Here is a 26,941-nt window from a genome sequence, read left to right as displayed (position 1 = left end):
CAGCGTGGCGTTAGCGTGGTGCAGCCAGCGGCGGCGGCGGCAGGCCCAGGTGCTTGCTGAAGAAACGCGCGGCCACCCGCAGCGCCTGCTGGCTCTCCGGCAGTGCGCTGGTGAGGTGGAAGGCGTGCCCCAGCCCATCCCACACATGCAGATCCGATTCGCGGCCCAGATCCACCAGGCGCGCATGCGTGTAGGCGGCATTGCTCAGCTCGGCAGCACGCGTGGCGGTGAGAAACAGCGTTGGCGGGAACTGCTGCAGCACCGCATCGGAAAACACCGGCGACACCAGCGGATCGTGAAAGTCCACGTTGTCGCCGTAGTACAGGTCTTCCCAGATCGGCAACGCACCGGCCTTGTCCGGCAACAAGGCATCGTTGACTGCCGCCACCACAATGCGCGAATCGCCGCGGTAGCGCGCATCACCTGCGGCGCAGAACAGCCCGGCCGCCGCCGGCATCGGCAGCTTCTCCTTGGCAAACCACGCCAGCGATTCACCGGTGAGCACCCCGCCTGCCGAACAACCGAACAGGCCGATGCGCTCTGGCGGATAGGTCTTGAGCGCGGCGCGATACACCGCCGCCACATCCTCGCTGGCAGCCGGGAAATGGTGCTCGGGCCCCATGCGGTAATCCACCGCGACCACGGTCATGCCGGTCATCGCCGCCAGCGGAATGGCTTCCATCAAGCCGAACGAGGCCGCGCTGCCCATCACGAAGCTACCGCCATGCAGTTCGATCAACATGCGCTTGGCCTGCTCGGGTGTGCGCGTGCGCGGCTCCACCCGCAGCACCGGCACACCGTTCCAGGTTTCGGGCGTGATCTCCACCGCGTAGCGCGTACGCAGCTGCGCAATCACGCCTTTGGCCCAACGCTCGGTGTCGGCGCGGATGCTCGGCAATTGCTTGAGCAAGGTGGCGTTGTCGGCCTTGTCCAACGGATCGGCGCGGGCCACCCCGGCGGCCATATGCGCACGCGCGGCCGGGCTCAGATATTCCGACACCGGCAGGTCGAATGCGGGCACATGCCGGATGCCATCGCGGGCCGATGCGGTCGCCGGTGGTGCCGGCTCGGCGGCGGTTGCGTGCACGCTGCACGCGGTACAGATCAACGCGAGCGCCAGCGTCTTGTTCAACCAATGACGTGTCATGCAGTGCCCTCCCAGGCAAGTCGAACCAGCGAGGATAGCGCCAGCGGACGGCGCAGATGATGTGCAGGAAGTCGTGCAGACACGCGCGTTGCATGTAACGACGCGATGTACCGCAAATGCTGCAACTACGCACACCGCAGCGTGCAATCAGGCCATCGCATCAAGCGTTCGCAAGCGGTCGGCATCGCAGGCAGCGCATGTGTCGCTGTGCATCCGCGCGAACATCGCGGTCCCGCAAGCATCACCACCAACACTGCGCATGCCGGTGCATCGCCGCCGGCACCTAGTCCAGCGGCATTGATGCATCGCACTCAGGCGGCAGGTGCCGACGCCGCAGTTGGCAGGTGCTGCAACGCCTGCAACGTGGAGGTGGTCAGCGGCGACGGCAGTGCGTCCAGTGCGAACCAGCCGATGTCGGCGATCGCCTCGGGCTCGCGGCGCTCGGCGTGCTCGCGGCCCTGGATCGCGGCCAGATACACCGGCGCGACCCAATGCTGCGGCGGCGTCAGGTCCGGCTCGAAGTAGCTGACGATGCACAGCACGCCTTGCAGCTGCACGTGCAGGCCGGTTTCTTCCAGCACTTCGCGCACCACCGCGTGTTCCACCGTTTCCATCCAGTCCACCTTGCCGCCGGGCAGGCCCCAATGGCCTTGCTCGGGCGCACGCCCGCGCTGCACCAGCAGCAGGCGGCCATCGGCGCGGCGGATGAACGCGCCGCAGCCAACGCGTGGACGTAGGTCGGTATCGATTGAGTTGGACATAGGCATTCCGGACGTTGTGGCGCGTAGTGTCCCAGATGTGCGGCAGGCAGGTGGTGCATCTGCGCCTTGCATGCCGGTGACGAGGATGCCGGCAAGGCTGCGCGATGCCGCCCGGTCGATGCGGTGCATCGCACGCGCCTGCTCGCGTGATGCACGGGGCGATCGCCATGGCGCCGCACTACGCAAGCACACGCTGCATCGAATCCACGCACCTGCAAGTGCATGCGCATGCGGAGCGCCTCTCCACGCCTATCCACGCTGCCTTAGCGCCAGGTTGGCGAGGATGCGTGCAGCCCGCGCCGTGATGGCGCACCGTCTTGGAGGTTGGAATGTCGCGTATCGTCGTGATCGGTGGCCATGGCAAGGTCGCGCGTCTGCTGACGCCGTTGCTGGTGCGCGGTGGGCACTCGGTCAGCGCGCTGTTTCGCAATCCTGCGCACGCAGACGATGTGATTGCCGACGGCGCCACCCCGCAGGTGTTCGATATCGAACATGCCGACACCGATGCCATCGCCGCGCAACTGGCCGGCCACGATGCGGTGGTGTGGTCGGCCGGCGCCGGTGGCGGCAATGCGGCGCGCACCTACGCGGTGGACCGCGATGCGGCGATCCGGTCGATGCATGCCGCCGCGCAGGCACGCGTGCGCCGCTACGTGATGGTGTCCTATCTCGGTGCCGGGCTGGAACACGGCATCGGCCCGGACGATGGCTTCTTCGCCTACGCGCAGGCCAAGGCCGCCGCCGATGCGCAGCTGCGCACCACCCCGCTGGACTGGACCGTGCTGGGGCCGGGGCGGCTCACGCAGGAGCCGCCAAGCGGCCGCATCACCCGCGATCCGGGCAGCGATGCCGATGGCGGCGTGTCGCGCGCCAACGTGGCGCAGGTCATCGCCGCGGCATTGGCCATGCCGGCCACCATCGGCAAGACGGTGGGCTTCATCGACGGGCAGACGCCGATCCAGCAGGCCTTGTCGCAGCTGGAATGAACGCCAGGCCTATCGCGATGCCTGCGTGCGGCGCACCGTGCACTGGCCTAACGAATTCCTAAAGCCAGCCTCGGCATAGTCACAGACGCAGCCCATCGTGGAGGTCGCTTATGTCTGCATTCGTCACGCCACGCCGTGCCGGCATCCTGCCGCCGTACCTGCTGGACCATGTGGCCCGGGCGGCACCCGAGCGTGCACGCCAGTGCGCGCTGCTGTCGCGGCAGATCACCGCGCAGCTGCGCCAGCAGCGCGCGCTCGGCCTGCTCGCACGGGCCCATGCGCTGGCCGCCGATGCTGCCAGCGCCCCCACCGCGCAAGCCGTGCAGCGGCAGATCTACGACGCCCAACAAGGCACCGCGCTGCCCGGCACGCTGGTGCGTGCCGAAGGCGCTGCCGCCACCGACGATGTGGCGGTGACCGAGGCCTACGATTATCTCGGCGCCACGCACGACTTCTTCCAGACGGTATACGGGCGCAATTCCATCGACGGCGACGGCATGCCGTTGATCGGCACCGTGCATTACGAGCGTGGCTACGACAACGCGTTCTGGAACGGCGAGCAGATGGTGTTCGGCGATGGCGATGGCGAGGTCTTCAACCGCTTCACCATCGCCATCGACGTGGTGGGCCACGAGCTGACCCACGGCGTGACCGAGCGCACCGCCAACCTGATCTACCAGGGCCAGTCCGGTGCCTTGAACGAGTCGCTGTCGGATGTGTTCGGCGTATTGATCAAGCAGTACACGTTGCAGCAGCAGGCAAGCGAGGCGGACTGGATCATCGGCGCCGGCTTGTTGATGCCCGGCATCAACGGCGTGGGCCTGCGCTCGATGCGCGCGCCCGGCACGGCGTACGATGACCCGGCCCTGGGCAAGGATCCGCAACCGGCCAGCATGGCCGGCTACGTCGACACACAAGAGGACGATGGCGGCGTGCACTACAACTCCGGCATTCCCAATCACGCGTTCTATCGCGCGGCCGTGGCCATCGGTGGCTACGCCTGGGAGAAGGCCGGGCGCATCTGGTACCGCGCGCTCAGCGGCGGCGACCTGGCCGCCGGCGCGGACTTCGCCACCTTTGCCGCGCTCACCGTCAGCATTGCCGGTGCGGACTACGGCGCCGGCAGTGCCGAGGCAACCGCGGTGCAACAGGCCTGGCGCGACGTGGGCGTGCTGGCATGAGTCCACAGCGTCCACCGGTGGATGCAGGCGTGACCTTGCGGCTGGCACGCGAAGGCGGGGTCGCCGCCTTCCCCGCCATGCGGCGCGAACGCCAGCTGGTGATGGATGACCTGGACGAGGCGCAGCGCCTGCAGCTGCGCACCTTGCTGGACCAGTGCCTGGTGCATGCGCTGCCGCGCCCGCAGGCCGGTGGCGGCGACCGCCGTTATTTCAGCATTGCCTGGGACGGTGCCAGCGAACCGCTGCGCATCCCCGAAGAACATGCACCGGCCGCGATCGTGCGGCTGTGGAAACAGGGCACGCTGTAGCGCGTTTGTGCCGCAATGCCGCCGCAAACGATACAGCGCGCGTACCCATCGCCATCCACAAACGAAGACACCGCGCAGTGCGCGGTGTCTTCGTATCGAAAGTGGTCCAACTGCGGATGCCTGCACCCTTTAAGCTGCCTAGATGCTCTAGGGCTGCACAGCTGGTGACGCATAGTGCGGCCTGCGGCGTTAGCGCCACGTGCAGCGCAGCGGTCAACTTGAAGACACCCTACTCATCGCTGCAGTGCAGCAGGTCATTGCCGGTATCCGGCCCTGGCGCGCGCGCGTGGCGGGCGCCATTGGCATCGCACGCCGCCGCACGGCTGCCTCTGCCGCGTCTGCCACCGTCACGCATGCCGCAGCGGCGCCGCACGTGCCGCAGCCGGCGGCTGAGCAGGTGCCGCCGCCGCCGCAGGCCCAGGCGCATGCCGCCGCTGCAGCACAGCCCTTGCCGTCCGGGCCGCCACCGATGCAGCCGCTGCTGCGCCGCATGTATGCCGCGGTGATGTCCACCCCGGCGCTGGCCGACGGCTACCTGCCGACCGACCCGGCCCAGGCCGCGGTGCTGGCGGCGGTGGGCGCTGCGCTCGACCACGTGGACCTGCGTCCGCAGCTGTTGCCGCGCCGCCCGCAGTTGTTGCCGCAGCTGATGCGCGCGGTCAACGACCCGGATGCTTCCGGCCGCGGCATCGCCGCGATCATCGCGCAGGACCCGGCGCTGGCCGCCAACCTGCTGCGCATCGCCAACAGCGCGCTGTATCGCCCGCAGGGCGGCCCGCTGGAAAGCCTGGAGCGGGCCGTGGTGCATATCGGCACCGAGGGCGTGCGCCAGATCGTTGCCGCCGCGGTGATGCAGCCGGTGCTGAGCCTGGAGGGCGGGCTCTACGCGCGCCTGCCGGCGGCGGTGTGGGACTACGCCCTGCGGACCGCCGCCGCCGCGGCGGCCTACATGCGCGAGCGCGGTGGCGACACCTTGTCGGCACAACTGGCCGGCCTGCTGCAAGGCCTGGGTGCGGTGGTGATCCTGCGCGTGCTGCGCGATGCCTACGCCGAGCGCCCGAGCCTGCCCTACAGCCTGGAAGTGGCCGCCGCGCTGGTCGAGCGCCACACCGCCGCCGTCGCCAAGACCATTGCCACCACCTGGGACCTGCCGGCCGCGCTGGGCACCGCGCTGGACGAGCAACGCCCCGAGCACGACACCACCCTGCTCACCAGCTCGCTCGGCATGGCGCTGCGTTACGGCCGGCTGGCCGCCGCGCTGGCCATGCTCGCCCGCCACGGCGCCGAGCAGGAGGAGCATGCGCTGGGCGTGCTGTCCACGCTGGAGCCGGACCACGCGGCCAACGCCGCGCTCTGGCAACGGCTGGTCGCCGCCAGCGTGGAGTGAGGCCGGCCCGGTTGCCGCAACGCACCTGCCCTGACCGGCACAGGCGCAGGCGCAGCGCCAGCACTCAGCACTCGCTCGCAATCATCTCCTTGACCCGCGCCGCCAGCAGGCTGACGCTGAACGGCTTGGCCAGCACCGCCATGCCCGGTTCCAGGTGGCGGTCGTTCAACTGCGCGTGTTCGGCAAAGCCGGTGATGAACAGCACCTTGAGCCTGGGCCGGCCCACGCGCGCGGCATCGGCCATCTGCCGGCCGTTCATGCCGCCGGGCAGGCCCACGTCGCTGATCAGCAGGTCGATGCGCGCCGGCGACTGCAGGATACCCAGCCCGGTGGCGCTGTCGCCGGCTTCCAGCACGGTGTAGCCCAGCTCTTCCAGCACCTCGGTAAACAGCAGGCGGATGGACGGTTCGTCGTCGACGATCAATACGGTTTCGCCGGCCAGCGAGGGCGCCAGTTCCAGCGTGGCGGCACCGCCGTCGCTGCTGTCGTCGGCACCGGCATGCCGCGGCAGGTAAATGCACACCGTCGAGCCCTTGCCCACTTCCGAATGGATGCGCACCTGCCCGCCGGATTGCTTGGCAAACCCGTAGATCATCGACAGGCCCAGGCCGGTGCCCTCGCCGATCGGCTTGGTGGTGAAGAACGGATCGAACGCGCGCGCCACCACATCCGGCGGCATGCCGGTGCCGGTATCGCTCACGCACAGCGACAGGTAGTAGCCTTCCGGCATGCCCAGCTGCTGGCCCATCTCGCGGTCGATCCGGCGGTTGCTGGTCTGCACGCACAGGCGCCCGCCGTCGGGCATCGCATCGCGCGCGTTGATGCACAGGTTGAGCAGCGCGTTCTCCAGCTGCGGCGCATCCACCAGCGCCAGCCACAGTTCGGCCGCGGCAAGGTTTTCCACGCAGATCCCCGGGCCCACCGTGCGCTGGATCAGCTCCAGCATGTCCACCACCAGCCGGTTGACGTTGGTCGGCTTGGGCAACAGCGTCTGCCGCCGCGCAAATGCCAGCAGCCGGTGGGTCAGCGCAGCCGCGCGCGTGGTGGCGCCCTGCGCGGTGGCCACGTAGCGCTCCAGGTCGCGGAAGCGGCCTTGTTCGATGCGCAGGCTCATCAGCTCCAGCGCGCCGGAAATGCCCGCCAATAGATTGTTGAAGTCGTGCGCCAGCCCGCCGGTGAGCTGCCCCACCGCTTCCATCTTCTGCGATTGGCGCAGCGCCTCTTCCACCGTCATCAGCTCGCGCGTGCGCTCGGTGACCCGCTGCTCCAGCGTGTCGCTCAGCTCGCGCAGTGCCGCCAGCGCGCGGTCGCGCTCTTCCGACAGCGCGTGGCGCGCCTCAATGTCCAGCAGCACGCCGGGAAAGCGCAGCGGCGTGCCATCGGCGCCCTTTTCGACCCGGCCGTTGGCTTCCAGCCAGTAATACTTTCCGTCGCGCCGCTTGACCCGGTACTGGTGCGCGTAGGCACCGCCACGGGCGAGCGCTTCGCCAATGGCCGCGCGCAGCCCCTCGCGGTCGTCCGGGTGCACGGTCTGGATCACCTGCTCCAGCGACAGGCCGGTGCGGCTGGTGGACGGATCGAAGCCGAAGTTCTGCGCAAACGCCTCGTCCACCGAAAACGCGTCGGTGGGCAGGTCCCAGATCCAGGTGCCGATGATCGCCCCGGCCGCCAGCGCCAGCTGCACGCGCTCGGCATTGCGGCGCGCCACGGTTTCCGCCTCCAGCGCGCGATCGCGCTCGCTGGTGCGGTTGACCACCTCGTGCACCAGGTGGGTGTTCTCGTTGCTCAGCATCGCGTGCTGGATGTCGCGGTTGCGGTCGGCCGCCACCTGCGCGGTGGTTTCGATGGCGATATTCATCAGCCCCACGATGCTGCCGTCTTCGCCGCGGATCGGCGAGGCGGTGGCATTCCAGTAGGTCATCTCGTTGACGCCGTTGCGCAGCATCGGCAAGGCGATGACCCCCTGGCCGAAGCCCTCACCGGTTTGCATCACCCGGGCGAAGTCCTGTGCGATGGGCGCGTAGGTTTCCTTCCATACCTCGGTCACCGGCTGGCCCAGCGCCTGCGGATGACGGTCGCCCATCGATTGCACGTACACGTCGTTGTAGAGCAGGCGCAGCTCCGGCCCCCACAGCACCGCACCGAGCAGGGTGGAGTTGAGCACCACCGACAACGACGAACGCAGCGACTGCGGCCAGGTCTCCGGCGCCCCCAGCGGCGTAGTGGCCCAGTCGTGTGCGCGCATCAACGCGCCCATCTCGCCGCCCCCCGCAAGAAACTCCAGGCCGGCGGACTCGATGGCGGGGCGCTGTGTGCTCACGTGACGGCATTGCCTGGCGGAAAGTGCGCGCATTGTGGCACGCAGCGACCTCAGCAAGCCGTGCAGACGCGCGCGTGCCCCGCGGTGGCGCTGCGCGCGCCAGCTGGGCGTGCTGACGCGGGGATGACGGCATGCCCACGTCGCACTCACGTCCTGCGGGTACAGACTGGGCCGCAACATCCCCAACCGTATGAGGCACCCCGTGGACAAGAACCGTATCGAAGGTACCGCCAAGCAGGTCAAGGGTTCCATCAAGGAAACCGTTGGCCGTGTCACCGGCGACAAGAGCACCGAGCTGGAAGGCGCTGCCGAAAAGAATGTCGGCAAGGTGCAGAACAAGGCTGGCCAGGTCGCCGACAAAGTGCGCGACGCCGCCAAGTAACGCTGGCAAGTCAGCAACGTAGGCAGGCATTACGCCCGCCGCGCTGAAGCAGTGAATTGGCCGTCAGGCGTCAGGTTTGACGATGCAGACGCTATACCCCACTTCGGCGAGAGATCGCACCAACGCCCCGACCTGATCGGGGCGTTGGCGTTTTTGGGTTTGTAAATCGTTTTTGATTTACCAGGCTGACGGCCAGGATTGTTTGCACGTCGCCGCAACAATGATCAAGCCACGTGCACGCGCACAACGCACTCCCGGGCGTGCGTCCTAAACGCTGGGCTTGCGGCCGCGTGCAGCGGGCCGCTTTGCAACGCTGTCGCCATGTTGCTGCCACCACGCGGTCAGCGCCTCCATCGTTGGGCCCAGTCCGCGCGCCTTTGGCGTGATGGCGTATTCCACGCGCGGTGGCACCTGCGCAAACACGGTGCGCGTGACCAGGCCATCTGCTTCCAGCTCGCGCAATTGCGCGGTGAGCATGTGTTGGGTAACGCCGGGGATGGCCTTGCGCAGCTCGCCAAAGCGATACACGCGCTGATTGAGCAGCCACATGATTTCCAGTTTCCATTTACCTGACAGCAACGCAAATGCACGGCGCATCTGTTCGTGCATGTTGCGCTCGCCGTCCTCAATGGTCTGCTTTTTCATACTAGGCCCTGGTAATTCATCCTACTTTTCAATCGGTATCTTAGGCGACATTCTGATGGCCGGTTGCATTTAAATATTAACTGGCAAACAGCATGAGCATTTCTATTTACTGGATCAGTACCGCCCTGCTGTGCCTGTTGTACCTGGCCTCTGCCGGCATGTATCTGGCCAAGGGCGAGTTCGTGCGCAAGGCGCAGGCCGAGCTGGGGTATTCGGCACCGTTACTGGTGCCATGGATGATCGTCATCAAGATCCTGGGCCCGGTGGCGATTGTGTGGCGCTTCAACACCGCGTTGAGCGATCTGGCCTACGCCGGCATGTTCTACCACCTGCTGTTGTCGGGCATGGCGCATCTGGGTGTGCGCAAGCCCAAGGGCGCGGTACCGGCCGTGTTGGGGCTGCTCTTCCTGCTCGCTTCGTTCGGTACGCAAAACGCCGCGCGCCAGCCGCCCTCGCCCTATGCACCCACTGCAGCGGCCATCCACGCAACGCTGCAGTGAGGCAACACAGGGTTAGGCGCTGCCGGCTGGGTGGCTATACCGCACCAACTCCCAGCCGGCACCCTCACCCGCAGGCTAATTCCGGATCGCCTGCGTATGCGTCTTCAATGCATCGGCAAGGCCATTGATCTGCTCGGCGCCGGCGGGCACGGTGATGCTGGAGCCGGTGAGGTCGCTGCCGATGGGTTGCACGCGGCCGCCCAGGCACTGGCCCAGGAAGGTTTCGGCCACCGCGTTGAAGGCTTTGCTGTTTTCCGGGCGCTTGAAGCCGTGGCCTTCGTCCGGGAACAGTACGTAGGTCACCGGGATGTTCTTGGCCGTCATCGCGTTGACGATCTGCTCGCTCTCGGCGCGGTTGGTGCGTGGGTCGTTGGCGCCCTGGCCGATCAGCAGCGGCCTGCGGATCTTGTCCACATGCGTCACCGGCGAGCGTTCGGTGAGCCACTGCTTGCCCTGCGCGGTGGCCGGGTCGCCCATGCGTTTGATCGCCTGCTTGTAGAACCCCGTCCAGTACGGCGGGATGGTGGCCAGCAGCGTGTTGAGGTTGGCCGGGCCCACGATGTCCACCGCGCACTTGAAGGTGTCCGGGGTGAAGGTCAGCCCCACCAAGCTGGCGTAACCGCCGTAGCTGCCGCCCATGATGGCCACGTTGTCCGGCGTGGTGACGCCCTGGGCGACCGCCCACTGCACCGCGTCGAGCAGATCGTCGTGCATCTTGCCGGCCCACTCGCCGTTGCCGGCATTGGTGAAGGCCTTGCCGAAGCCGGTGGAGCCGCGGTAGTTCACCGCCAGCACCGCGTAGCCGCGGTTGGCGAACCATTGCGTATAAGCGCCGTAGCTGTTGTAGCTGTCACGCAGCCAGGGGCCGCCATGCACGAACACCACCAGCGGCACCGGCTTGTCGGCCTTGCCATCGTGGTTGGCGTCCGCATCGGCCGGCAGGGTGAGGTAGCTCACCAGACGCAGCCCGTCGCGCGCAGTCAGCGTCTGCGGCCAGCTCGGCACCAGCGGCTTGCCTTCCAGGGCGGGATACGCAGAAAACAGCTTGGTCAGCTTGGCCGTGGCGCGGTCGTAGCGGTAGTAGCGCAGCGGCGTTTCTGCAGCCGAATAGCTCACGATCCAGGTGGCATCGTCCTGGGTGCGTGCTTCCACCTTTGCATCGCCCGGGCCCAGCGCCTTCAAGGCCTGCAGGTCCTTGGCGATGCCCTTGTCCAGCACGGTCCATTCCCGGCGCAGGTACTCCACCGAGGCGGCCTGCACGGCACCGGTGGTTGGATCTTTCAGCACGCTGTCCACATCGGCGCGCGCGTCTTCTGTGAGCAGCGTGCGCGCGTGGGTGGCGGTGTCCACCGCGTACAGCGCGGCGGTGTCGCGGTTGCGCGAGTCGCGCAGGTACAGCGTGTTGCCATCGTTGCTCAGGCCCACCACTTCGGTGGTCAAGACATCTTCGAACGGAACGCGTTCCAGCGTTTTCCAGGCGCTGCCCTGGCGGGCAAGCACCTCAACCCCACCGTCTTCGGTGACGCGTGTTGCGTAGCGCAGCTGCAAGTCACCATCGAGCAGATAGGTTTCGATGTGTTGGGTGTTCTTCTCCACCAGCGTGCGTTGGCCGATGGCCAGATCCACGCGATACAGGTCGTGCCACTTCGCGTCGCGGTTGTTGATGCCGACCATGAGCTGATCCGGGTGCTGCGCGCTCAGGCCGTACAGCTCCACACGGGTCTTGTCGAACGGGGTCAGGGCCTTGCTGCTGCCGTCGGCCAGGTTCAGCGCATACAGGTGGAAGTTTTCATCCCCGCCCTGGTCGCGCTTGTACAGCAGCGTGCCGGCACGGTAGCTCCAGGAATACTCGCTGATGCCGCGCCCGCTGTCCTGGGTGACCGCGCGCGCCTTGTCGGGCGCGTCGATCGGCGCCACCCACAGATTGGGTACGCCCTTTAGCGGCGCCACCCAACTGATGTACGCGCCGTCCGGGCTCACCAGCACGTGCACCTTCTCGGCGGCGCCAAACAGCGCCTCGCGGGTGAGCAACTCGGGCGGCGCAGCGGTCTTGGCGGGCGCTGCGGTGGCAGCGCCGGCAGGCGTGGCGTGCTGTGCGGATTTGTCGCTGCAGGCACACAGGGCCACCAGCAGGCTGGAAACAAGGAGCAGGCGTTGCATGAAACCTCCGCTGCGGCGCCGGCCGGGTGGCCGAAATGTCCCGCTGGGCGCGCAGCATAGGGTGGCCCCTGCCCGATAGCTGAACCCCATGCGCGCTGCTACGCGTCTGCGGTCATATGTTCCGAAACGGAACCACCTGCCCGCAGTCACTTTTTGGTTACCGCGATAGGTGCCACTTGTGAACGGGCTCGTGCAGCTGGTGCACGGCTCGCTTAATCGGATTTCTTCCAGTTCGGGTTATTTCCCAATGTCGGGTACCGCCTGACCAGCGTGTGCAGTGCGCCGGCCAATGCAACCGGGTCTTTGCGCAACGGCCAGACGATGTCCAAGAGTCCCCCTGACAGGGCCGCTCCCTCCGTAAGCTTTCTAAGAAGATTCTGTATGCGTCTTCCATGTTCTTCGCTCGGCGCGTCGTAGGTCTCCTCGACTCCGGACACCAGGTTCGCAGCCTGCGCTGCCACGTCTCGATCGAGGACCAGGCCCTCCTTGAACCGCAGGAACTTTTCATCGCCCCCTGCCTTGGCCACCTGGATCTCAAGATCGACATCCGCCGCAAGTTGCCGCATCTTTTTGAACGTGGCGCGGCCCGCGTATTGCTCGATGCCCTCGACAGGCGGCGCAGCTGCGTCCGGGTTCGCATAATGATTCGCGATCCGGTTCTGGATCTGCTCAATTCTTTCAGCAATATCGTCGCTACCGCCAACGGCCCGTTTTCCGAGTGCGCAGTCACTCATGTGCTTGAGCAGCCTAAGCGCTGATTTGTGTTCGGCACGGAGCGCTTCATTGTTGAGGATGGGACCAATCTGATTGAGCAACGCGTGCGCCATCCCCTGCATCTGCAACAGCATGCGAGTTTCCACGCCCGAGCGCTGTGGCCGCGTTGGCTGTGACGTCGTTGATCGCGATGTAGTTGGCCGTGACGTTGGCCGTGATGGAGTTGTCGGGCGCGACGGGCGCGGCGAGCGGCGCTGCAGGCCCTGCAGTGGCGACTGATCCGGCAAGGGTGTGGATGGCGTCGGCCGCTGCGGCGTCGCCTGGGGCGTGGGTTCGTGCTGCGCGTAGGTCACATGCGCATGCGTGCTACTGACATTGTTTGAAAAACAGTTGCCCATCGCTTTTTCCTGAGACGCCAATGCCGGGCGGCAAGTAGACCAGGGCTTACCCCGGCACTGCGCAAGCACACGCGAATGGGCGATTGTGTATCCGAAGCGACGCACTGCTGCTCAGCAGGCATGGAGATGCCAGCACATAGACGAAGTCCACGACGGGTTGCGGCCCGTTGAAGACCAACTCAGAGCCAACCTGGAGCACGGGGCGGCAAGGCACTGCTCTGATCCCGGTGCAGTTAGACCGCGCTGACGCCGACCAAAACCCGCGTCAGTAGTACATAGGCGATCAGCGCCAGCGTTGCGAAAACAAGACCATTCGCTATCAAGTGGGAGCGGTTGCTACGGCTGCCAGCTGCAGCACGTTGCACCGTCTGTGCCCGGTTAACACGGTAAAGCAAGAGCGCCAGGCCAACCATGATCACTGCGCTACAGCCGAAGGCGGCAGGATGATTGGAGATGAGATAGCCCTGCAAGAATTTACCGTGACTCGGAACTGCAGCCTCCCAGCCGGCTGGTAAGGATTTACCTTGAAGATCGAGAGTAGCGATGGGTTTGGCTGCAAGGAACGTGGACGTAACATAAAACGAGATGAGCAACGGCAGCCATATCAATAGCTCAACTATGTATAGGAGTGGGAACTTTACATTTTTCAGCATATCGTTCTGCTATCTCAACCTAATAATCAATACTTTGAATAATCGAGATTTCGCTCCCAATCGTGCCTCGAGCGGATTTCCTCGCGACCTCTGGTTGAATGAGCGTCACCTACTTGTGATCCGTAGGGCCGCGTGCCACAACCGCTGCTAACTTAGCCGAATACCTAGGTGCGATGAATCCTGGCAGTGCCCGCTGGTCGTGACGCACCGCCACCTGCACGGTGCATTGCCCTGGCGTTACTCGCTCACCGCCGCGCGGCAGGCGGCCAGGGCGCGGCTGATGTGCTTTTCCACCATCTTGACCGAGATGCCCATGACGGCGGCGACTTCCGGGTAGGTGAGGCCGTGGAAGCGGTTGAGCATGAAGGCCTGGCGGCACTTGGGCGGCAGCGCGGGCAGCGTGCGGGTGTGCAGGTACTGCAGGGTGCGGCGGGCGTCCACCAGCTGGTCCACCGCCGTGCCGGCGGCGGCGAGCGGTTCGCTGCCCTCCAGCGGCACATGGCGGGAGGCGTGCCTGCGGTGGCGCGTGCGCCAATGCTCCAGCACCACGTTGTGGGCGATGCGGTACAGCAGCAGCTTGTAGCTGTGGATGTCTGGCGTGTCGCGGTAGGCCAGCAGGCGCAGCAGCGCTTCCTGGGCGAGGTCGGCGGCGGTGTGCGGGTCGCGCAGACGCCGCCGCATGTAGGTGAGCAGCTCCGCCTGCAGCTGCACCACGGCCTGGTCGAAGCGCTCCCTGGCTGGCGCGGGCTCCTCGCGCACCTGCCAGCGCGTGGTGAAGCGGCCAAGCGCGTAGATGCCCGCCATGGGCGCGCGGGCCGGCAACTCGCGCACGGCGTAGGCGCTGCGGTGGCGCCACGGGCGGCTGCCGTATCGCTCAACCGGCACCGCGCTTGCGGCGTATGCGCGTGCCGCGATCACCTGGTCGATGACACCGTGGCGGTCTGCATGCGACGCGCCGGTCATGCCCTCACTCATCATGCGACGTCTCCAGCAACGGGCCGGGCACATGTGGTGCGCACATGCGCTGCGGCGTAATCAGCGTGGGTCTTACAACGCTGATGACCAGCTCGCCATCGCGCTGGCGGATGTGCAGCTTGCTGCCGATGGCAAAGCCCAATTGTTCCAGCCAGCGGCCGCGTAGGCGCAGGGTGGGAATGCGCTGGTGACTGTCGGGATAGTACCCATAGCCGACGGTGCACTGCTGCGGCGCACGCGGGCGGCCGGGCCGTCGTGGTGTGTGGGGTTCGGCGCGAGCTTCGGGGATGGGCGTGCGCTCGAGGTAGCGCCGCGGCTGGATCGAGGGATCCAGCGAGCGCCAGACGACTTCGGTAGGCGGTGGTGCCGTGGCGCGCTTGCGCGATGGCTTGGGACTGGACGTGGACCGACGCATGGCAAAGCCCTCCTTGACGAACAGGCCCCGTCGCACGACGCGACGGGATGTCGGGAGGCTAGAAACCACACACAGACGGCGGGCGTTTTCCCAAAGGGATTCGCATTAGACGCTTTTCGACGCAAGTGTCACGCCGATTACGCATGCAAGAAACTGCAGGCACAAAAAACCCACCGGTTTGACGGAGGTGGGTGCCGCTGTGTGAGGAGTTTCTAGGCTCCTTGCAGCGAGATTGCTACGCGTTGGGTAGTGTGTCAACTGGTTGCAGCGACTCATTGCAGTGCTGCGCTTAGCCAAAAAGTTCTTTTATGCAGGCGGCTTCTCCGCACTCGGACAGTCGACTCAGCTTGACCCTGCCCTGCGCCACCCGCACACTTCCATCCGGAGCCTAGAAACTCACCACACAGCGGTACCCACCTCCGAGTTTTGGTGGGTTTTTTGTGCTCGGCCATCTGGCCTGGCACTGCTCGGCGTTCCTACGCCGGGAGGGCGGCGAATACAACACCCGCAAGGGGAATAAGCCCGCCGGCTGTGTGCGGTTTCTAGCCTCCCGGCATCCCGCTGCGTTGTGCAGCGGGAGCTGCCTCACGGCAAGGAGAGCGGCATGCACAACGAACCCGGTTACTGGATGTCCGAAGGCACGCAATACCACCTGCTGCGCGTACGCGACCAACTGCGCCTGCTCGCTACCCTGGCCACACCACGTACCCGCGACGAAGCCACGCTTTGGACGCCAACAATTCCACTACAGCAATGGGCCCATTGCCTGCAGCACTTGGCCGAGCAGGTGGATGATGTGCTCAGTGATCTAGGCAGCGCGAAGTAGCGGCACCATCCTTGTGTGCATTGGGAAAAAAACGCACCCAAAGACAGCGCCCCGAATACTAAGCGGACTGAACCACCCACGTCTCAACAACGTAGGCTAGGATCGGTGCGTCAAAGGGGGGGGGAACACCATGGACAGGGTCATCAACGCGCACCGTGTCGTGCTGGCACTAACAACGCTGTGCTTGCTTGCGTACGGACAAGGCGTGGCGGCGCAGAGCATGCGCTCAGCCGCAGGTAAGGCGAACAGCAAGTACATCCCGCCAACGCGGCAGCCGTACAACTCCATGGCGCGCGACACCACGCCCTTCAATTGCGAGCAATACCGCGCGCACCCGCACCCGGGCATGGTGCGTTACTGCCAGGGCATCGAGAACATGACCCTTCGTAATGAGGCACGTAGCCAGGGGCGTCCCGCTCCATCGGATTCGATCATCTTGCTGCCGGGACTGGGCACTACAGAGGCCAAACAGCTTGGCTATACGTGCGTGGCTGGGCAAGCGATGAAGCGGCTACGGAATGGATGGGAGCAGGTTTCGGCTGCTGCGGGTGGGTGGCAGCGCTGTCGGGATGGTTAAGTGAAGCTGACCAAGTTGCAGAGCTTGGCCTTCACTGATGCGCCGTTTCCTGCTTCAGAGCAATGCGTGCCACATTGACACGAGATTACTGAATCAAACAGATTTTACTTTTAGCCAAGGATAGCGAGACGATGCAAATTACATTCGATAGAAAAACCGTGAACGAGTGCTTGCGTCAGAAATTCTCGTTACCTACCTTCCAGCGCGATTACAAATGGGAGCTAAAGCATCTAACGGATCTTTTGACGGATATCCAGGAATCGTTCGCTGCCTCTTGGAAAAACACCGACAGTCGGACCGAGGTTCTTGGTTACCCCGTTTACTTTCTTGGCACCATCATCACTACCGATGCAGGGCATGGCGCTAAGGCTATAATTGATGGACAGCAGCGGGTGACAACGCTTCTTCTTCTAATGAGCTATCTCGATCGAGTGGCTTCTAAAAATCCTGCACTTGGCATGTCTCCAGTCGAGGAAGCGATTAGGCGGCGCATTGCCGGCACAAGTCAGTTTAATCTTGAAATGGATGTCAATCGGCGACAACTATTTGACATTTTGTTAAACCACGCTTTGAACGATGAAGAACTCACCGAGGCGGTCGACTCGATACTTAATATTGATCCGGGAACCAAGCGGCTATGGGAACTATACCAAGGCATTCCCAGCATGATTTCTGACACAATTAGTAGTAACAACCTGATCCCGCACTTGGCAGACTTCATAACCGAACGCGTGTGCCTTTTCGAAATTGGTGTGCCGAAGGAACAAGATGGGCATCGCGTCTTCGTGACTATGAACGACCGAGGTCTGAAGCTTACTCCGATTGATCTACTTAAGGGATTCCTGCTGTCAGGAATATCGGTCGATTACGAGAACAAGCAGGCACATGCAGCTTGGATAGGGGTTATCCGCGTTCTGCAAGAAATCGGCAGCGACGAAGACTCAAACTTTTTCAAGACTTGGCTTCGCGCACGCTTTGCAAAAACGATTCGCGGTAAGAATCGTGGCGATGCGCCAGCCGATTTCGAAATCATAGGTGACAGTTACCATCGATGGGTCATGGATAACAAGTCTTCGCTCTGCCTGAAGAATGGCGATGACTATTATCGGCTGATGACGCGAGAAATACCTTTCTACGCCGAAATTTATCAACGGATCAAAAAATATGAAGAGAGCTACGATCATGAGTACCGTCACGTTTTTTACAACGGTGCCCGTTCGCTAACGCTGCAGACGATGGCGATCCTTTCCGCTATCAAGCCAAGCGATATTGAGGATGATGTTAAGCGAAAAATAAAATGCATTTCTTATGTTCTAGACCATCTTGCCACAGCGAGAGCATGTCAAGGAAAGGAGAATACTTACGACAACGTGCGTGACATCATCTTTGATCTTGCTTTAGAGATGCGCGATCTCGACAGCTCTGCTCTTTCTGCGTTAATTGACGCAAAGATTGCCACTGGCGATTACGTCGTCAATCTGAAATTGGTAAATTTTGATCAAACAAAGAAGCAAGATTTGCTGCACCTGATGGCGCGGCTCGCCGATTCTCTAGAGCGCGGGATAGGCATTACTGGTGCCGTCGGCTTTAGCGCGTACGCTGATAGAACTGTTGGAAGCAGAACTTTTGACGTGGAGCATTTACTTCCTGTCCCGATGGCAGAAACTGCGGCTGAAATCATCGCAGCTGGCGGCACCTCTTTTGCCAGCACGAGCGACTACCAAACTCGCCGTTCAATGATTGGCGGCCTTATCCTTCTTCCCCGAGGAAAGAACAGGTCGCTGAAGTCAATGAAATACACAGAAAAATTGACAAGGTATGCCTCCGAAAATGTGCTTGCGCAGAGCCTGACAAAATCCTTCTACCTGAACAATCCGAACATCATTCGCTATACCTCCACCTCTGGGGTGCCGCTCACTGCTCATGACTACGTGGACCCGCTCATCATTGATGCCCGAACCAATATGTATCAGGCGGTTGCCGCTGACCTTTGGAGCTCTGGGACCCTCAAGAGCGTCATGGTTTGAGGGGTGAACCTCTATCAGCGGAGCTGCTATTTAGCAGTTCCGCTGGCCGACCATCGCGGATCGGCTGCTTCGACCAATTACCGTGACTAGAACTTTTATCAACTTTGAAAGCGTGTGACTGCATTTCTAAATATTATTATCGTGACAAAAACTGCGTCGTCGACGAACTCACGAAGTCTAGAAATTCATTCAATGCAGGACACAATGCCAGGCCCCATGGTGTGAGGCGGTAATCCACCTGCGGCGGTACCTGCGCGTAGACGGTGCGCAGCACCAGGCCATCACGTTCTAGCTGGCGTAGCTGTTGGGCCAGCATCTTCTGCGAGATGGCGGGAATCAGCCGCTCCAGGTCCGAGTAGCGCTGCACCTTGCCGTCGAACAGGTGGAACAGCAGCAGCAGTTTCCAGCGGCCTTCGATGAGTTTGAGCAGGGCTTCGACATCGCACGCGGCGGTGTCCGGGGTGTGCGGCTTTCCCATGGGTGCGTGACTTACCTTTGCGTGCGTTCTTGCGGCAGGTGATGCCGCTGCCGATCATGGCATACCGTTTCCACCGAGCACCGCCGCCATGTCGCTTGCCCTGCCCGCCGCCATTGCCTGCTTTTTTACCGCCAGCAACGCCGGCGATGCCACGGAGCTGCTGCCGCACCTGGCCGACGATGCGGTGGTGCACGACGAGCACCGCCAGCACCGTGGCGCTGCCGCCATTGCGGCCTGGCTGGCACAGGCGCAGGCCACCACGCCGTATCGTGCGGTGCCGGTTGGCGTGCACACCCAGGGCGAGCAAGTGAGTGTGACCGCGCAGGTGTCCGGCGATTTCCCGCAGAGCCCGCTGCAGCTGGAGCATGTGTTCCAGCTGGTGGGCGGCAAGGTTGCGGCGTTGCGGATTCATTGACGCGGCATGCCGGCGTGTTGCGCCGGTAGCACGTGCCCGGATGCGGACCTTCCATAGCCGCATGACGCAACCGCACGCGTGGTTAGTGAGCGATTGCTTGGTATCTCGACGCGCGTTGCGCCTCTGAGCAAATGTAGGGCGGCGCTAGTCGCCTTCTGCCTGAAGTCGAAACACCCTGCCGCCCTGTTCCGTCTCTTCGCCAAAGGTGACTGTGACCGTCGCGCCTGCGTTGATGGCCTCATGACGAAAGGACAGCTCGGCGTGATGCAGTCTCACGCTGCTGTCAAATGTGGTGCCGCTCGATAGGCAGGCCACCGAGTCCATTACCGTGGCGTCTGCAAGCTCTGTTTGCCCATGCTGCATCAGGTAGGCGCAGACGGCCTGCGCGGCGGGGTCCCCACCGTGCTCACACCGTTTGGCGGAAAGCGCCTGCTCTTGCGCATGCTTGAAGTTGGTTCCCCATGAGGTGTGGAACGCAAAACTACGCACCTGGCCCGGCTGTACTGCACCGACAAAGGCGCGCAAGACCTCGCATAACTCAGCGGCAGGGGCCGCGTGGGCGGTTGCCATTGCTGTTAGCAGGATCGCGGGGACAGCGGCATAGACGAATAAAGCGCGCACGTGTCATCCGCTGAAGAGGGCGTGCGCATTATTGAGTCGCTGCACTTGCGCCGCAACGTGGACCCACGCTGCGGCGCTCGGTGTCGCGCCTGAAGGGTGTGTGGGCGTGGCCGTTCGCCTGCCACTGCCTTCGAAACGCTCAGCCGTTGAGCGTGCGGCCGCCGTCGACGATGAGTTCCGAGCCCACCGTCCAGCGGGATTCGTCCGAGGCCAGGTACAGCACGGCCTTGGCCACTTCGTCCGGGGTGCCGAAGCGGCCGAGGGGGATGGTGGCGGCGATGTCCTGGTTGACCTGGTCGCGGTATGCGTCGGGGATGCCGAGCTTGTCGTAGAGCGGGGTTTCCACCGGGCCGGGGCTGACCGCGTTGAGGCGGATGCCGCGCGCCAGCAGTTCGCTGGAGAGGGTCCTGGCCATGCTCAGGAACGCCGCCTTGGTGGCCGCATACACCGATGAGCGGGCCGCGCCCACATGCGCGTTGATGGAGGTGTTGAGCACCACTGCGGCGCGGTTGGCGAACACCGGCAGCAGCGCCTGCATAAGGAAGTACGGGCCTTTGACGTTGATGGCGAAGGAGGCGTCGAAGGCCTGCTCGGTCCAGTCTTCGATCGGCGCCCACACCGACACGCCGGCATTGAGGAAGGCGATGTCGAGCTGGCCGTAATGCGCCTGCACCGCCTGCGCCAGCTGCTGCTGCGCGGCAACGCTGGCCGAATCGGCCCGCAGCACCAGCACCTCGGCACCCAGTGCGGCCTTGGCGCTGGCGATGGACTCGGGGTTGTTGCCGGTGACGATGACGCGGGCGCCTTCGGCCAGGAACTGGCGGGCGGTCTCCAGGCCAATACCGCTGGTGCCGCCGGTGATGAGGGTGCGTTTGCCTGCTAGACGGGACATGGGGTGCTCCTGGGAGGTGGCAGGCCCGCCGCGCGTGGCCGGCCTTCATGGGGTGCAGCGTGCGCCCATGCCCAATGTGGCGGAAGACCGCGCCGGCACATACCATTCATGCGTTCTGCGCATGAATGGGAGTGGGCGATGGACCGGTTTCTGCTGATGACCTGCTTTGCGCGTGCGGTGGAAACCGGCAGCTTTTCTGCGGCCGGGCGCGACCTGGGCCTGGGCCAACCCAATGTCAGCCGCCACGTGGCAGCGCTGGAAGAGCACCTGCACACCCGGCTGCTCAACCGCTCCACCCGCAAGCTGGTGCTGACACCGGAGGGAGAGCGCTACTACGCGGAAGTGCGCCGCATCCTGGATGCGGTGGGCGAGTCGGAGATGGCGCTGCACGACAACGTGCAGCCGTCCGGCTTGCTGCGGGTGGCCTGCCCCACGGCGCTGTCGCACCACTATGTGATGCCGCTGGTGCCGGAGTTTTTGCGGCGCTTTCCGGGCCTGCAGCTGGATCTGCAGATCAACGACCGCTTCGTCAATCTGCTCGACGAGGGCGCGGAACTCGCCATCCGCATCGGCCACCTGGAAAACAGTGCGCTACGCGCACGGCGGATCGGCACGTTCAAGCGCGTGTGCGTGGCAAGCAATGCCTATCTTGCCGAGCGCGGCGTGCCCCGCGTGCCCGAGGACCTGCGCCAGCACGATTGCGTGCTGTACACCCTGCTGGCCTCCGGGGCGACCTGGCGTTTCAAGGATGTGGAAGTGCCGGTGTCCGGCCGGATCCGGGTCAATTCGCCGGAGGCCGCGCGCGAGTCGGTGAGTGCGGGCCTGGGCATCGGGCAGGGGCCGGAGTGGTTGTTCGAGCAGGGGCTCAAGGCCGGGCAGCTGCAAATCGTGCTGGGCGAATTCTCCGCACCTGCGGTGCCCATGCACATCCTGTATGCGGCCAACCGGCTGATGCCGAAGCGCGCGATCGTGTTTATGGATTTTATTGCCGAGGCGTTTGCGAAGATTCCGCAACTGAATGTGGGGGGCTGATCGCCCGGCGTTATTCCAGCGGCCGTGGCGAGGGGCGCTGATACTTGGAAAACGTCTTGTGCAGGGACGCGGCGCGCTCGTCGGCAACGACGTTTTCAACACTGCTCAGGCCACGCGATGCGATGACGGCCGAGGCTTTTGCATCGCCCAGCAGATAGGCCAGACGCAGGTAGGCCAGGCTGTCGACCAGGTTCTTGTTTGCGGTGTCGCTGACGTACACGTCCGACAGCCCGTAGTACGCATACAGGTTCCCCGCCACCGCGGCCCGCCGCAGGATGCCGATGCCCTGATAAAAACGGCCCGCCAGTGCGGTCTTTTTGCCGTAGATCACCGTTGCGGGCTGGTTGCCTGCCTGCGACTCGGCCTTGAGCTGGTCCAGCGTCAGGGTTTCCAACCGGGCCAGTTCGTGTTCCGTCGGGTAGCCGTGGCGCAGCAGCCACTGCGCCTCTGCATCGGAGTTGGCGATCAATGGCCCACCGGCCGGGCAGGCATTGGGGCCCTGCGGGCAGAGATAGCGCCTTGCCTGCTGGCTGACCGAAGGCGGATGGCTGTTGGCCGCCTGGGCGGGCGGCAGTGCGGCGGCGTTGCCATCTGCGGTGGCGGGGCTGGCTGCTGCCTGCGCCGATGTGGGCGCCTTATCGGCTTGTGCGGGCTGGTCTGTGTCTGCGCAGGCGGCAAGCGCAAGGCACAGCGCTGCCAGGGCCAGGAATTTGGTGACGTGCATGGGCCATCCGTTGCGGGCTGCAGTGGTATCGCCTGATATTGCTCGATCCTGGGCGGCGATGCGACTGCGTCCCCTGAGTGCGGGCCTGCGCTGGCATTCAACGCCTGGCGCTTCCCCCTGGGTGCACCTCCCCATCGTGGCGCAGCGCACACGCCGCCATTTGAGTTACGCGACCTCCGCCTACGCCCCTGACCGGCGCTGTGCCCAAGCGGCGCCCGGCCGTGGCTGCGTCGTCCTGGCTCGCGCGGCTGCCGCAACGCAGCAAAGCGGACGCAACAGCAGCCGCCAAGCCCGTCTTCAAGCCCTAAAACGCACTGATCTTTGCGAAATCGGTCTGCTTGAGACGTTTCGCAACCCTCTTCTTACTTTTCCCGTATACCGTGACTAGCATCACACTTAATTGTGACTTGCGTCTCACTAAACGACAAGAAGAGGGATCTGGCGATGGACAACGGGATGGGGCTGCAGACGCAGCCGCTGGGAGCGCGGGTTGGGGCAGCAGGTGAGCCGTGGGCTGCGCTGCTGCCGGGGTTGACGCGGTTTGCAGGCGACGCCCGCCCGGCCGCATTGCCTGGCGCAGCTGCGCCGGCCACCGACGCCATCAGCCTCAAGCGCCTGCTGCGCAAGGGCGCGCGCGGCCTGCTGCGCACCCTGCCCTGGCGGCACCAGGACCGGCTGTACTACCTGCACACCTTCGGCCGGCTGCCGGATCTGTACGCGCCCAAGTGCTTCAACGAGAAGGTCCTCTACCGCAAGTGCGTGCACGGCGATTACCCGCTGTACCGGCGGCTGGCGGACAAGTTTGCGGTGCGCCCGTATGTGGCGGCCAGGATCGGCGAGGCGCACCTGATCCCGCTGCTGCTGGACAGCACCGACCCGCAGGAGCTGCTGCGCCTGCCGCAGTGGCGGCAGACCGTGATCAAGGCCAACCATGGCGCGGCGATGGTGGAGGTGGTGCGCGATGAGCCGGACGCGCAGCAGAAGCGCCGCATCATCGAGCGCTGCGGCCAATGGCTGCAGACCGACTTCTCCGACAAGGTGCGCGAGATCCATTACCGCGATATTCCGCCGCGCATTTTGGTGGAGCAGTACATCGGCGATGCGCAGCAGGTGCCGGTGGACTACAAGTTCCACATGTTCCGGCAGGCCGATGGCAGTTTCCAGTACGTGCTGCAGGTGATCTACGGGCGCTTCGACACGCCCAAGCTGGCGATGACCTTCTTCGTGAACAACCTGCACACGGCCTTCCACCGCATCCGCGACGACGGGCGCACCCCGCCCTGCGCGCCCGCGCTGCTGGAGCAGGCGCTGGGCCTGAGCCAACAGCTGGCCGGCGACTTCGACTACGTGCGGGTGGACTGGTACATCCAGCATGGCCAGGTCTTCTTTGGCGAGCTGACCTTCACCCCGGGCGCGGGGCTGGTCACCGGCCTGGACCGCGGGCTGGACCGGATGATGGGCGACATGTGGGTGCAGCGGCGTGCGCCGGTGGAGGCGGCGTTTCCCAAGCGTGGCTTGGGGGCCAGCGCGCGGGTGCCGGTGCGGTGAGAGCGCTCGCCCGCCCCATTCGAAAGACTGGCTACTGACAGCGTGGCCTGAGCGCAGCCCGCCTGCGGCCGCCATGGCTTGCTGCAAGCGCGGCGCACGCTCGCCACCGCAACGTGCTGCTGCGATGACGATTTGAGCGTGCCGCCTGCAGCGCGGCGTTTATCCGCGCGCCTTCAAATGCAGCATGGGGTAATGCGCATACTGCCCGACCCCGTGTTTGATGATCGGGTCTTGTGCGGTGATGGCGGCAATGTCCTGGTCGTCGGCAATCTGATACAGCGACAGACCAAAGCCGCCGGTTTCATCGATGACCGGGCCATGCGCCAGCAGGATTCCCTCGGCCAGGCGCTGGTCCAGAAACGCGGCATGCTGCTGCATCAGGGCTTTTTCCTGATCCGACATGGTGGCCAGAAAGTCCGGGCTGACCCGCTTCGATCAGTTCCGGCAGAGCCTGGGGATTGCCCCGACCATGCTGACCAAGCGGCTGGCGACGCTGACCGAGGAGCGGCTGCTGGAAAAGCGCCTGTATTCCACCCGCCCGCCGCGCGAGGAGTACGTGCTGACCCAGGCAGGGCGCGACTACCTGCCGGTGCTGTTCATGATCGGCGCGTGGGGCCGCAAACACCGTGGCGAGGGCAAGTTGCTACGTTTTCTGGATGCGGAAACCGGCACCGAGCTGCAGCCGGTTGCCATCGACGCAGTTACCGGTGCAGAGATCGGCACGCGCGCGATCCGCATGGTGATGCCGGAATGAGCGCGGCGGCGTGGTTGATGGCTCTCAGCATGCGTTGACGCCTGACGCGCTACCCTCGCGCGCCCTGGCTGCCCCGACCTGGGCGATTGCGTGACGCGTTGACGGCATGTTGCGCGCCGATGTCGAGGGCAGCCGCGCCGCTCTTCCATTCACTACAAGGACGTCACCGTTGTCGCACGTTTCTCTACGCCGCTTCCTGCCGCTCGCCTGTCTGGGCCTGCTGTCTGCCTGCAACGGTGGCACGGCCACCCCCAGCGCGCCGCGCCCGGAGTCCGAGCACTTCACCCTTGCCGAGCTGCAGCAGCTTGGCTGCACCGTCACCGCCACGCCCAAACGCGATGTCCGCAAGATCCCGTTGCTGGGCGAGGTCGATGGCTATGGCGTGACCAGCACCAACGCCTGCGCGACCCACATGATCAGCCTGCTGCAGCCGATGAGCTACGAAGACGCGGTGTGGGAGGGCGCACGCAGCGCCGCCGGCACCTTTGCCAAGGAGCACGGGCTGGAGCGCGAGAGTTATGAAGGCCGGCTCGGTGAGTACAGCGAGATCGAGGTGTTCAGCCGCGGCGGCAAGCCGGTGGGCTTTGAATACAACGTGCAGGCAAAGGGCACGTTGCATTCGGTGGTCGTGCTCTCCGACAGCATCGCGCCGGATGCGGCGTTCGAAGCGGTGATGAAGACCAAGCTGTGAGGGTGTGAGCCGCTTTTTAATTGAGCGGGTGGCGCTGTAAGCCGTGCCTGCGCGCGGTGTGGGCGCATGCGCCGCAACGCGTGTGCAATGCGATGCAGTTGGAAGATGGACGCGCCTGTCAGCGCGAAAGACGATTCTTCCGAAGTAACCGCTCCGAGCGCATCACGTGAACCACGACAACGCGTTGCCCGTCCACACGGTAGAACACGCGGCAAGGTGGCTCGACGATTTGACGGTAGCGGGAGCGCTTGAGCTCCTGCGGCCGGCTTCCACTCTCCGGGTGTTCGGCCAATTGCTCGACATGCGCAAACACCCGTCTCACCAGTGCCGCTGCGGCGGCAGCGTCCTCAAGCGCAATGTAGTCGGCAATCGCGTCCAGGTCGGCCACTGCCGGCTCAGACCAGACTATTTCAGCCATCGCGCCAGGCGTTGTTTGGCTTGCTCGTGGCTCAGGCTGCGGCCTTCGGCTACCGCCATTTCACCACGGGCAATTCCTTCGAGGATCGCCATGCGCTGTTGCATGCGTTCATAGCTGGCGACGTCCACCAGGTATGCGCTGGGCAGGCCATGCTGGGTGATCAGGATCGGCTCCTTGTCGCGCTCGACATCTGCGAGGAGCTCGGTGGCCTGCCGCTTGAGCGTGGTGACAAGTTCTGTGCGCATGCAGTGACACTAAAGTATCACTGCGGGTGGGGCAAGTCGGCTGTGCCGGGCGAGGCTACACCCCGCCCAACGGCTGCAGGCACAACCAGATTGCGCACCAGTGCGAGAGCGCGCCGCCCAGCACGTGGGCGTGCCAGATGGCGCGGTTGTAGACCAGCGACTTGCGCACGTAGAAGGTGACGCCCACGGTGTAGAACGCGCCGCCGGCGGCGATCAGCCACAGCACCGTGCTGTCCAGGCCGGCGAGCAGTGGCTTGATCACCACGATGCCCGCCCAGCCCAGCAACAGGTAGATCACCACCCAGAAGCCCTTGGCGATGCCGGGCAGGAACAGCTTGGCGAACACGCCGAACAAGGCCACACCCCACACGCCCAGGATCATCGCCCAGCGCCAGGTGCCGTCGAGGGCGACCAGCAGGAACGGGGTGTAGGAGCCGGCAATCATCACGAAAATGCCGGCGTGGTCGAACTTGCGCAGCATCGGCTGGCGTTGCGGCGGGGCGAAGTTGTACGCCGCCGAGCAGCCGAACATCACCAGCAGCCCCAGCGCGTAGACGCAGGTGGCCAGCAGCATGGTTTGGTTGGCATGCGCGCGCCAGACCATCCAGGCGCCGCCGACGATGGCCAGGAACAGGCCGGCGGCATGCACGATCACATCGGCACGGCGGGCGGAACGGGTCTTGTAGTGCGGCGCGGTGAGGCTGGGAGAAACGGGCACGGCGGTTCTTCGAGATGGGGGAGCCACAGCGTGCAAGGCAACG

Annotated in this window: 31 protein-coding genes; 14 read left to right on the top strand and 17 right to left on the bottom strand. The window is 64.5% G+C overall.

All coding sequences use genetic code 11. The annotated features are described in order from the left end of the window. Window positions 1-10: 10 nt before the first annotated feature. The gene (locus XARJCFBP2528_RS06375; RefSeq protein WP_026064427.1) at window positions 11-1,147 is read right to left on the bottom strand and encodes an alpha/beta hydrolase; all 1,137 of its coding nucleotides are present in this window, start codon (window positions 1,145-1,147) and stop codon (window positions 11-13) included. A gap of 311 nt (window positions 1,148-1,458) precedes the next feature. After that, a complete protein-coding gene (locus tag XARJCFBP2528_RS06370) occupies window positions 1,459-1,914 on the bottom strand; it encodes an NUDIX hydrolase (RefSeq protein WP_026064426.1) in 456 nt (151 codons plus the stop codon). Window positions 1,915-2,237: 323 nt separating this feature from the next. On the opposite strand from XARJCFBP2528_RS06370, the gene XARJCFBP2528_RS06365 reads away from it, so the two are divergent. The 4 genes from XARJCFBP2528_RS06365 (at window position 2,238) to XARJCFBP2528_RS06350 (ending at window position 5,770) form a co-directional block, all read left to right on the top strand. Then, the gene (locus XARJCFBP2528_RS06365; protein WP_016902949.1) at window positions 2,238-2,894 is read left to right on the top strand and encodes an SDR family oxidoreductase; all 657 of its coding nucleotides are present in this window, start codon (window positions 2,238-2,240) and stop codon (window positions 2,892-2,894) included. Window positions 2,895-3,004: 110 nt separating this feature from the next. Next, a complete protein-coding gene (locus tag XARJCFBP2528_RS06360; RefSeq protein ID WP_016902948.1) occupies window positions 3,005-4,075 on the top strand; it encodes a M4 family metallopeptidase in 1,071 nt (356 codons plus the stop codon). Beyond that, entirely contained in the window at window positions 4,072-4,383 is a 312-nt protein-coding gene (locus XARJCFBP2528_RS06355; protein WP_026064425.1) for a protealysin inhibitor emfourin, read from the top strand. The genes XARJCFBP2528_RS06360 and XARJCFBP2528_RS06355 overlap by 4 nt, the downstream gene beginning before the upstream one ends. A gap of 244 nt (window positions 4,384-4,627) precedes the next feature. Then, complete coding sequence (locus tag XARJCFBP2528_RS06350; protein WP_016902946.1) at window positions 4,628-5,770, top strand: HDOD domain-containing protein; 1,143 nt, start codon at window positions 4,628-4,630, stop codon at window positions 5,768-5,770. Between the two features lie 64 nt (window positions 5,771-5,834). On the opposite strand, the gene XARJCFBP2528_RS06345 is transcribed toward XARJCFBP2528_RS06350, so the two are convergent. Further along, window positions 5,835-8,123 (bottom strand): ATP-binding protein, encoded by a 2,289-nt coding sequence (locus tag XARJCFBP2528_RS06345; RefSeq protein ID WP_026064424.1) that lies wholly within the window; start codon window positions 8,121-8,123, stop codon window positions 5,835-5,837. Window positions 8,124-8,292: 169 nt separating this feature from the next. On the opposite strand from XARJCFBP2528_RS06345, the gene XARJCFBP2528_RS06340 reads away from it, so the two are divergent. Continuing rightward, window positions 8,293-8,472: a CsbD family protein gene (locus tag XARJCFBP2528_RS06340; protein ID WP_016902944.1), complete on the top strand. Its 180-nt coding sequence runs from the start codon at window positions 8,293-8,295 to the stop codon at window positions 8,470-8,472. A 267-nt stretch (window positions 8,473-8,739) separates the two neighbouring features. On the opposite strand, the gene XARJCFBP2528_RS06335 is transcribed toward XARJCFBP2528_RS06340, so the two are convergent. Continuing rightward, entirely contained in the window at window positions 8,740-9,117 is a 378-nt protein-coding gene (locus tag XARJCFBP2528_RS06335) for a winged helix-turn-helix transcriptional regulator (protein ID WP_016902943.1), read from the bottom strand. A 92-nt stretch (window positions 9,118-9,209) separates the two neighbouring features. Between XARJCFBP2528_RS06335 and XARJCFBP2528_RS06330 the strand changes: the two genes are divergently transcribed. Beyond that, window positions 9,210-9,617 carry a DoxX family protein gene (locus tag XARJCFBP2528_RS06330; protein ID WP_016902942.1) on the top strand — a complete coding sequence of 136 codons (408 nt, stop codon included), beginning with the start codon at window positions 9,210-9,212 and terminating at the stop codon, window positions 9,615-9,617. A 75-nt stretch (window positions 9,618-9,692) separates the two neighbouring features. Here the strand turns inward: XARJCFBP2528_RS06330 and XARJCFBP2528_RS06325 are convergent, their stop codons facing one another. From XARJCFBP2528_RS06325 to XARJCFBP2528_RS06305, 5 genes are all read right to left on the bottom strand, one after another. After that, complete coding sequence (locus XARJCFBP2528_RS06325; RefSeq protein ID WP_016902941.1) at window positions 9,693-11,777, bottom strand: S9 family peptidase; 2,085 nt, start codon at window positions 11,775-11,777, stop codon at window positions 9,693-9,695. A 212-nt stretch (window positions 11,778-11,989) separates the two neighbouring features. Next, window positions 11,990-12,625, bottom strand: coding sequence for a hypothetical protein (locus XARJCFBP2528_RS06320; protein WP_016902940.1), 636 nt, complete (start codon window positions 12,623-12,625; stop codon window positions 11,990-11,992). 497 nt (window positions 12,626-13,122) lie between these two features. Then, on the bottom strand, window positions 13,123-13,542 hold the full coding sequence (locus XARJCFBP2528_RS06315; protein ID WP_016902939.1) for a hypothetical protein: 420 nt from the start codon (window positions 13,540-13,542) through the stop codon (window positions 13,123-13,125). A gap of 237 nt (window positions 13,543-13,779) precedes the next feature. Then, on the bottom strand, window positions 13,780-14,517 hold the full coding sequence (locus tag XARJCFBP2528_RS06310; RefSeq protein ID WP_230673955.1) for an RNA polymerase sigma factor: 738 nt from the start codon (window positions 14,515-14,517) through the stop codon (window positions 13,780-13,782). After that, window positions 14,510-14,932 carry a SymE family type I addiction module toxin gene (locus tag XARJCFBP2528_RS06305; RefSeq protein ID WP_024940049.1) on the bottom strand — a complete coding sequence of 141 codons (423 nt, stop codon included), beginning with the start codon at window positions 14,930-14,932 and terminating at the stop codon, window positions 14,510-14,512. Before XARJCFBP2528_RS06305 ends, XARJCFBP2528_RS06310 begins: the two co-directional genes overlap by 8 nt. A gap of 604 nt (window positions 14,933-15,536) precedes the next feature. On the opposite strand from XARJCFBP2528_RS06305, the gene XARJCFBP2528_RS06300 reads away from it, so the two are divergent. The 3 genes from XARJCFBP2528_RS06300 (at window position 15,537) to XARJCFBP2528_RS06290 (ending at window position 18,362) form a co-directional block, all read left to right on the top strand. Continuing rightward, window positions 15,537-15,758, top strand: a complete 222-nt coding sequence (locus XARJCFBP2528_RS06300) for an XAC0095 family protein (protein ID WP_024940050.1) — start codon at window positions 15,537-15,539, stop codon at window positions 15,756-15,758. A gap of 130 nt (window positions 15,759-15,888) precedes the next feature. Next, complete coding sequence (locus XARJCFBP2528_RS06295; protein ID WP_016902935.1) at window positions 15,889-16,335, top strand: hypothetical protein; 447 nt, start codon at window positions 15,889-15,891, stop codon at window positions 16,333-16,335. Window positions 16,336-16,466: 131 nt separating this feature from the next. Further along, entirely contained in the window at window positions 16,467-18,362 is a 1,896-nt protein-coding gene (locus XARJCFBP2528_RS06290; protein WP_016902934.1) for a DUF262 domain-containing protein, read from the top strand. A 136-nt stretch (window positions 18,363-18,498) separates the two neighbouring features. Here the strand turns inward: XARJCFBP2528_RS06290 and XARJCFBP2528_RS06285 are convergent, their stop codons facing one another. Continuing rightward, window positions 18,499-18,840: a winged helix-turn-helix transcriptional regulator gene (locus tag XARJCFBP2528_RS06285; RefSeq protein WP_016902933.1), complete on the bottom strand. Its 342-nt coding sequence runs from the start codon at window positions 18,838-18,840 to the stop codon at window positions 18,499-18,501. Between the two features lie 88 nt (window positions 18,841-18,928). Between XARJCFBP2528_RS06285 and XARJCFBP2528_RS06280 the strand changes: the two genes are divergently transcribed. Next, window positions 18,929-19,255, top strand: a complete 327-nt coding sequence (locus tag XARJCFBP2528_RS06280) for a nuclear transport factor 2 family protein (protein ID WP_016902932.1) — start codon at window positions 18,929-18,931, stop codon at window positions 19,253-19,255. 144 nt (window positions 19,256-19,399) lie between these two features. Here XARJCFBP2528_RS06280 and XARJCFBP2528_RS06275 read toward each other — a convergent pair whose 3' ends face one another. Together XARJCFBP2528_RS06275 and XARJCFBP2528_RS06270 are read right to left on the bottom strand one after the other, a co-directional pair. Continuing rightward, window positions 19,400-19,876, bottom strand: a complete 477-nt coding sequence (locus tag XARJCFBP2528_RS06275) for a hypothetical protein (protein WP_100224774.1) — start codon at window positions 19,874-19,876, stop codon at window positions 19,400-19,402. 139 nt (window positions 19,877-20,015) lie between these two features. Then, window positions 20,016-20,768 carry an SDR family oxidoreductase gene (locus tag XARJCFBP2528_RS06270; protein ID WP_016902930.1) on the bottom strand — a complete coding sequence of 251 codons (753 nt, stop codon included), beginning with the start codon at window positions 20,766-20,768 and terminating at the stop codon, window positions 20,016-20,018. 138 nt (window positions 20,769-20,906) lie between these two features. On the opposite strand from XARJCFBP2528_RS06270, the gene XARJCFBP2528_RS06265 reads away from it, so the two are divergent. Beyond that, complete coding sequence (locus XARJCFBP2528_RS06265) at window positions 20,907-21,800, top strand: LysR family transcriptional regulator (protein WP_016902929.1); 894 nt, start codon at window positions 20,907-20,909, stop codon at window positions 21,798-21,800. A 10-nt stretch (window positions 21,801-21,810) separates the two neighbouring features. Here XARJCFBP2528_RS06265 and XARJCFBP2528_RS06260 read toward each other — a convergent pair whose 3' ends face one another. Further along, entirely contained in the window at window positions 21,811-22,524 is a 714-nt protein-coding gene (locus XARJCFBP2528_RS06260; RefSeq protein WP_016902928.1) for a hypothetical protein, read from the bottom strand. Between the two features lie 456 nt (window positions 22,525-22,980). Here XARJCFBP2528_RS06260 and XARJCFBP2528_RS06255 point away from each other — a divergent pair, with 456 nt between their 5' ends. Then, entirely contained in the window at window positions 22,981-24,072 is a 1,092-nt protein-coding gene (locus XARJCFBP2528_RS06255) for an ATP-grasp fold amidoligase family protein (protein ID WP_026064423.1), read from the top strand. 159 nt (window positions 24,073-24,231) lie between these two features. Here the strand turns inward: XARJCFBP2528_RS06255 and XARJCFBP2528_RS22145 are convergent, their stop codons facing one another. Beyond that, window positions 24,232-24,450, bottom strand: a complete 219-nt coding sequence (locus XARJCFBP2528_RS22145) for a YciI family protein (protein ID WP_230673957.1) — start codon at window positions 24,448-24,450, stop codon at window positions 24,232-24,234. Window positions 24,451-24,472: 22 nt separating this feature from the next. Between XARJCFBP2528_RS22145 and XARJCFBP2528_RS06250 the strand changes: the two genes are divergently transcribed. Then, window positions 24,473-24,826 (top strand): winged helix-turn-helix transcriptional regulator, encoded by a 354-nt coding sequence (locus tag XARJCFBP2528_RS06250; protein ID WP_016902925.1) that lies wholly within the window; start codon window positions 24,473-24,475, stop codon window positions 24,824-24,826. 169 nt (window positions 24,827-24,995) lie between these two features. Beyond that, the gene (locus XARJCFBP2528_RS06245; protein ID WP_016902924.1) at window positions 24,996-25,517 is read left to right on the top strand and encodes a hypothetical protein; all 522 of its coding nucleotides are present in this window, start codon (window positions 24,996-24,998) and stop codon (window positions 25,515-25,517) included. Between the two features lie 118 nt (window positions 25,518-25,635). Here the strand turns inward: XARJCFBP2528_RS06245 and XARJCFBP2528_RS06240 are convergent, their stop codons facing one another. Genes XARJCFBP2528_RS06240 through trhA form a run of 3 tightly spaced genes read right to left on the bottom strand, consistent with a single transcriptional unit; the run spans window position 25,636 to window position 26,898 of the window. Next, window positions 25,636-25,935, bottom strand: a complete 300-nt coding sequence (locus XARJCFBP2528_RS06240; protein WP_016902923.1) for a type II toxin-antitoxin system RelE/ParE family toxin — start codon at window positions 25,933-25,935, stop codon at window positions 25,636-25,638. Continuing rightward, window positions 25,923-26,180, bottom strand: coding sequence for a type II toxin-antitoxin system Phd/YefM family antitoxin (locus XARJCFBP2528_RS06235; protein WP_016902922.1), 258 nt, complete (start codon window positions 26,178-26,180; stop codon window positions 25,923-25,925). Before XARJCFBP2528_RS06235 ends, XARJCFBP2528_RS06240 begins: the two co-directional genes overlap by 13 nt. Before the next feature lie 55 nt (window positions 26,181-26,235). Then, window positions 26,236-26,898 carry a PAQR family membrane homeostasis protein TrhA gene (trhA, locus tag XARJCFBP2528_RS06230; RefSeq protein ID WP_039511099.1) on the bottom strand — a complete coding sequence of 221 codons (663 nt, stop codon included), beginning with the start codon at window positions 26,896-26,898 and terminating at the stop codon, window positions 26,236-26,238. Window positions 26,899-26,941 lie beyond the last annotated feature (43 nt).

Origin of the sequence: Xanthomonas arboricola pv. juglandis (assembly GCF_001013475.1) — a bacterium.
Taxonomy (GTDB): Bacteria; Pseudomonadota; Gammaproteobacteria; order Xanthomonadales; family Xanthomonadaceae; genus Xanthomonas; species Xanthomonas arboricola.
Note: the sequence above shows the minus strand (reverse complement) of the source record. Positions and strands in the feature narration are given on the sequence as shown.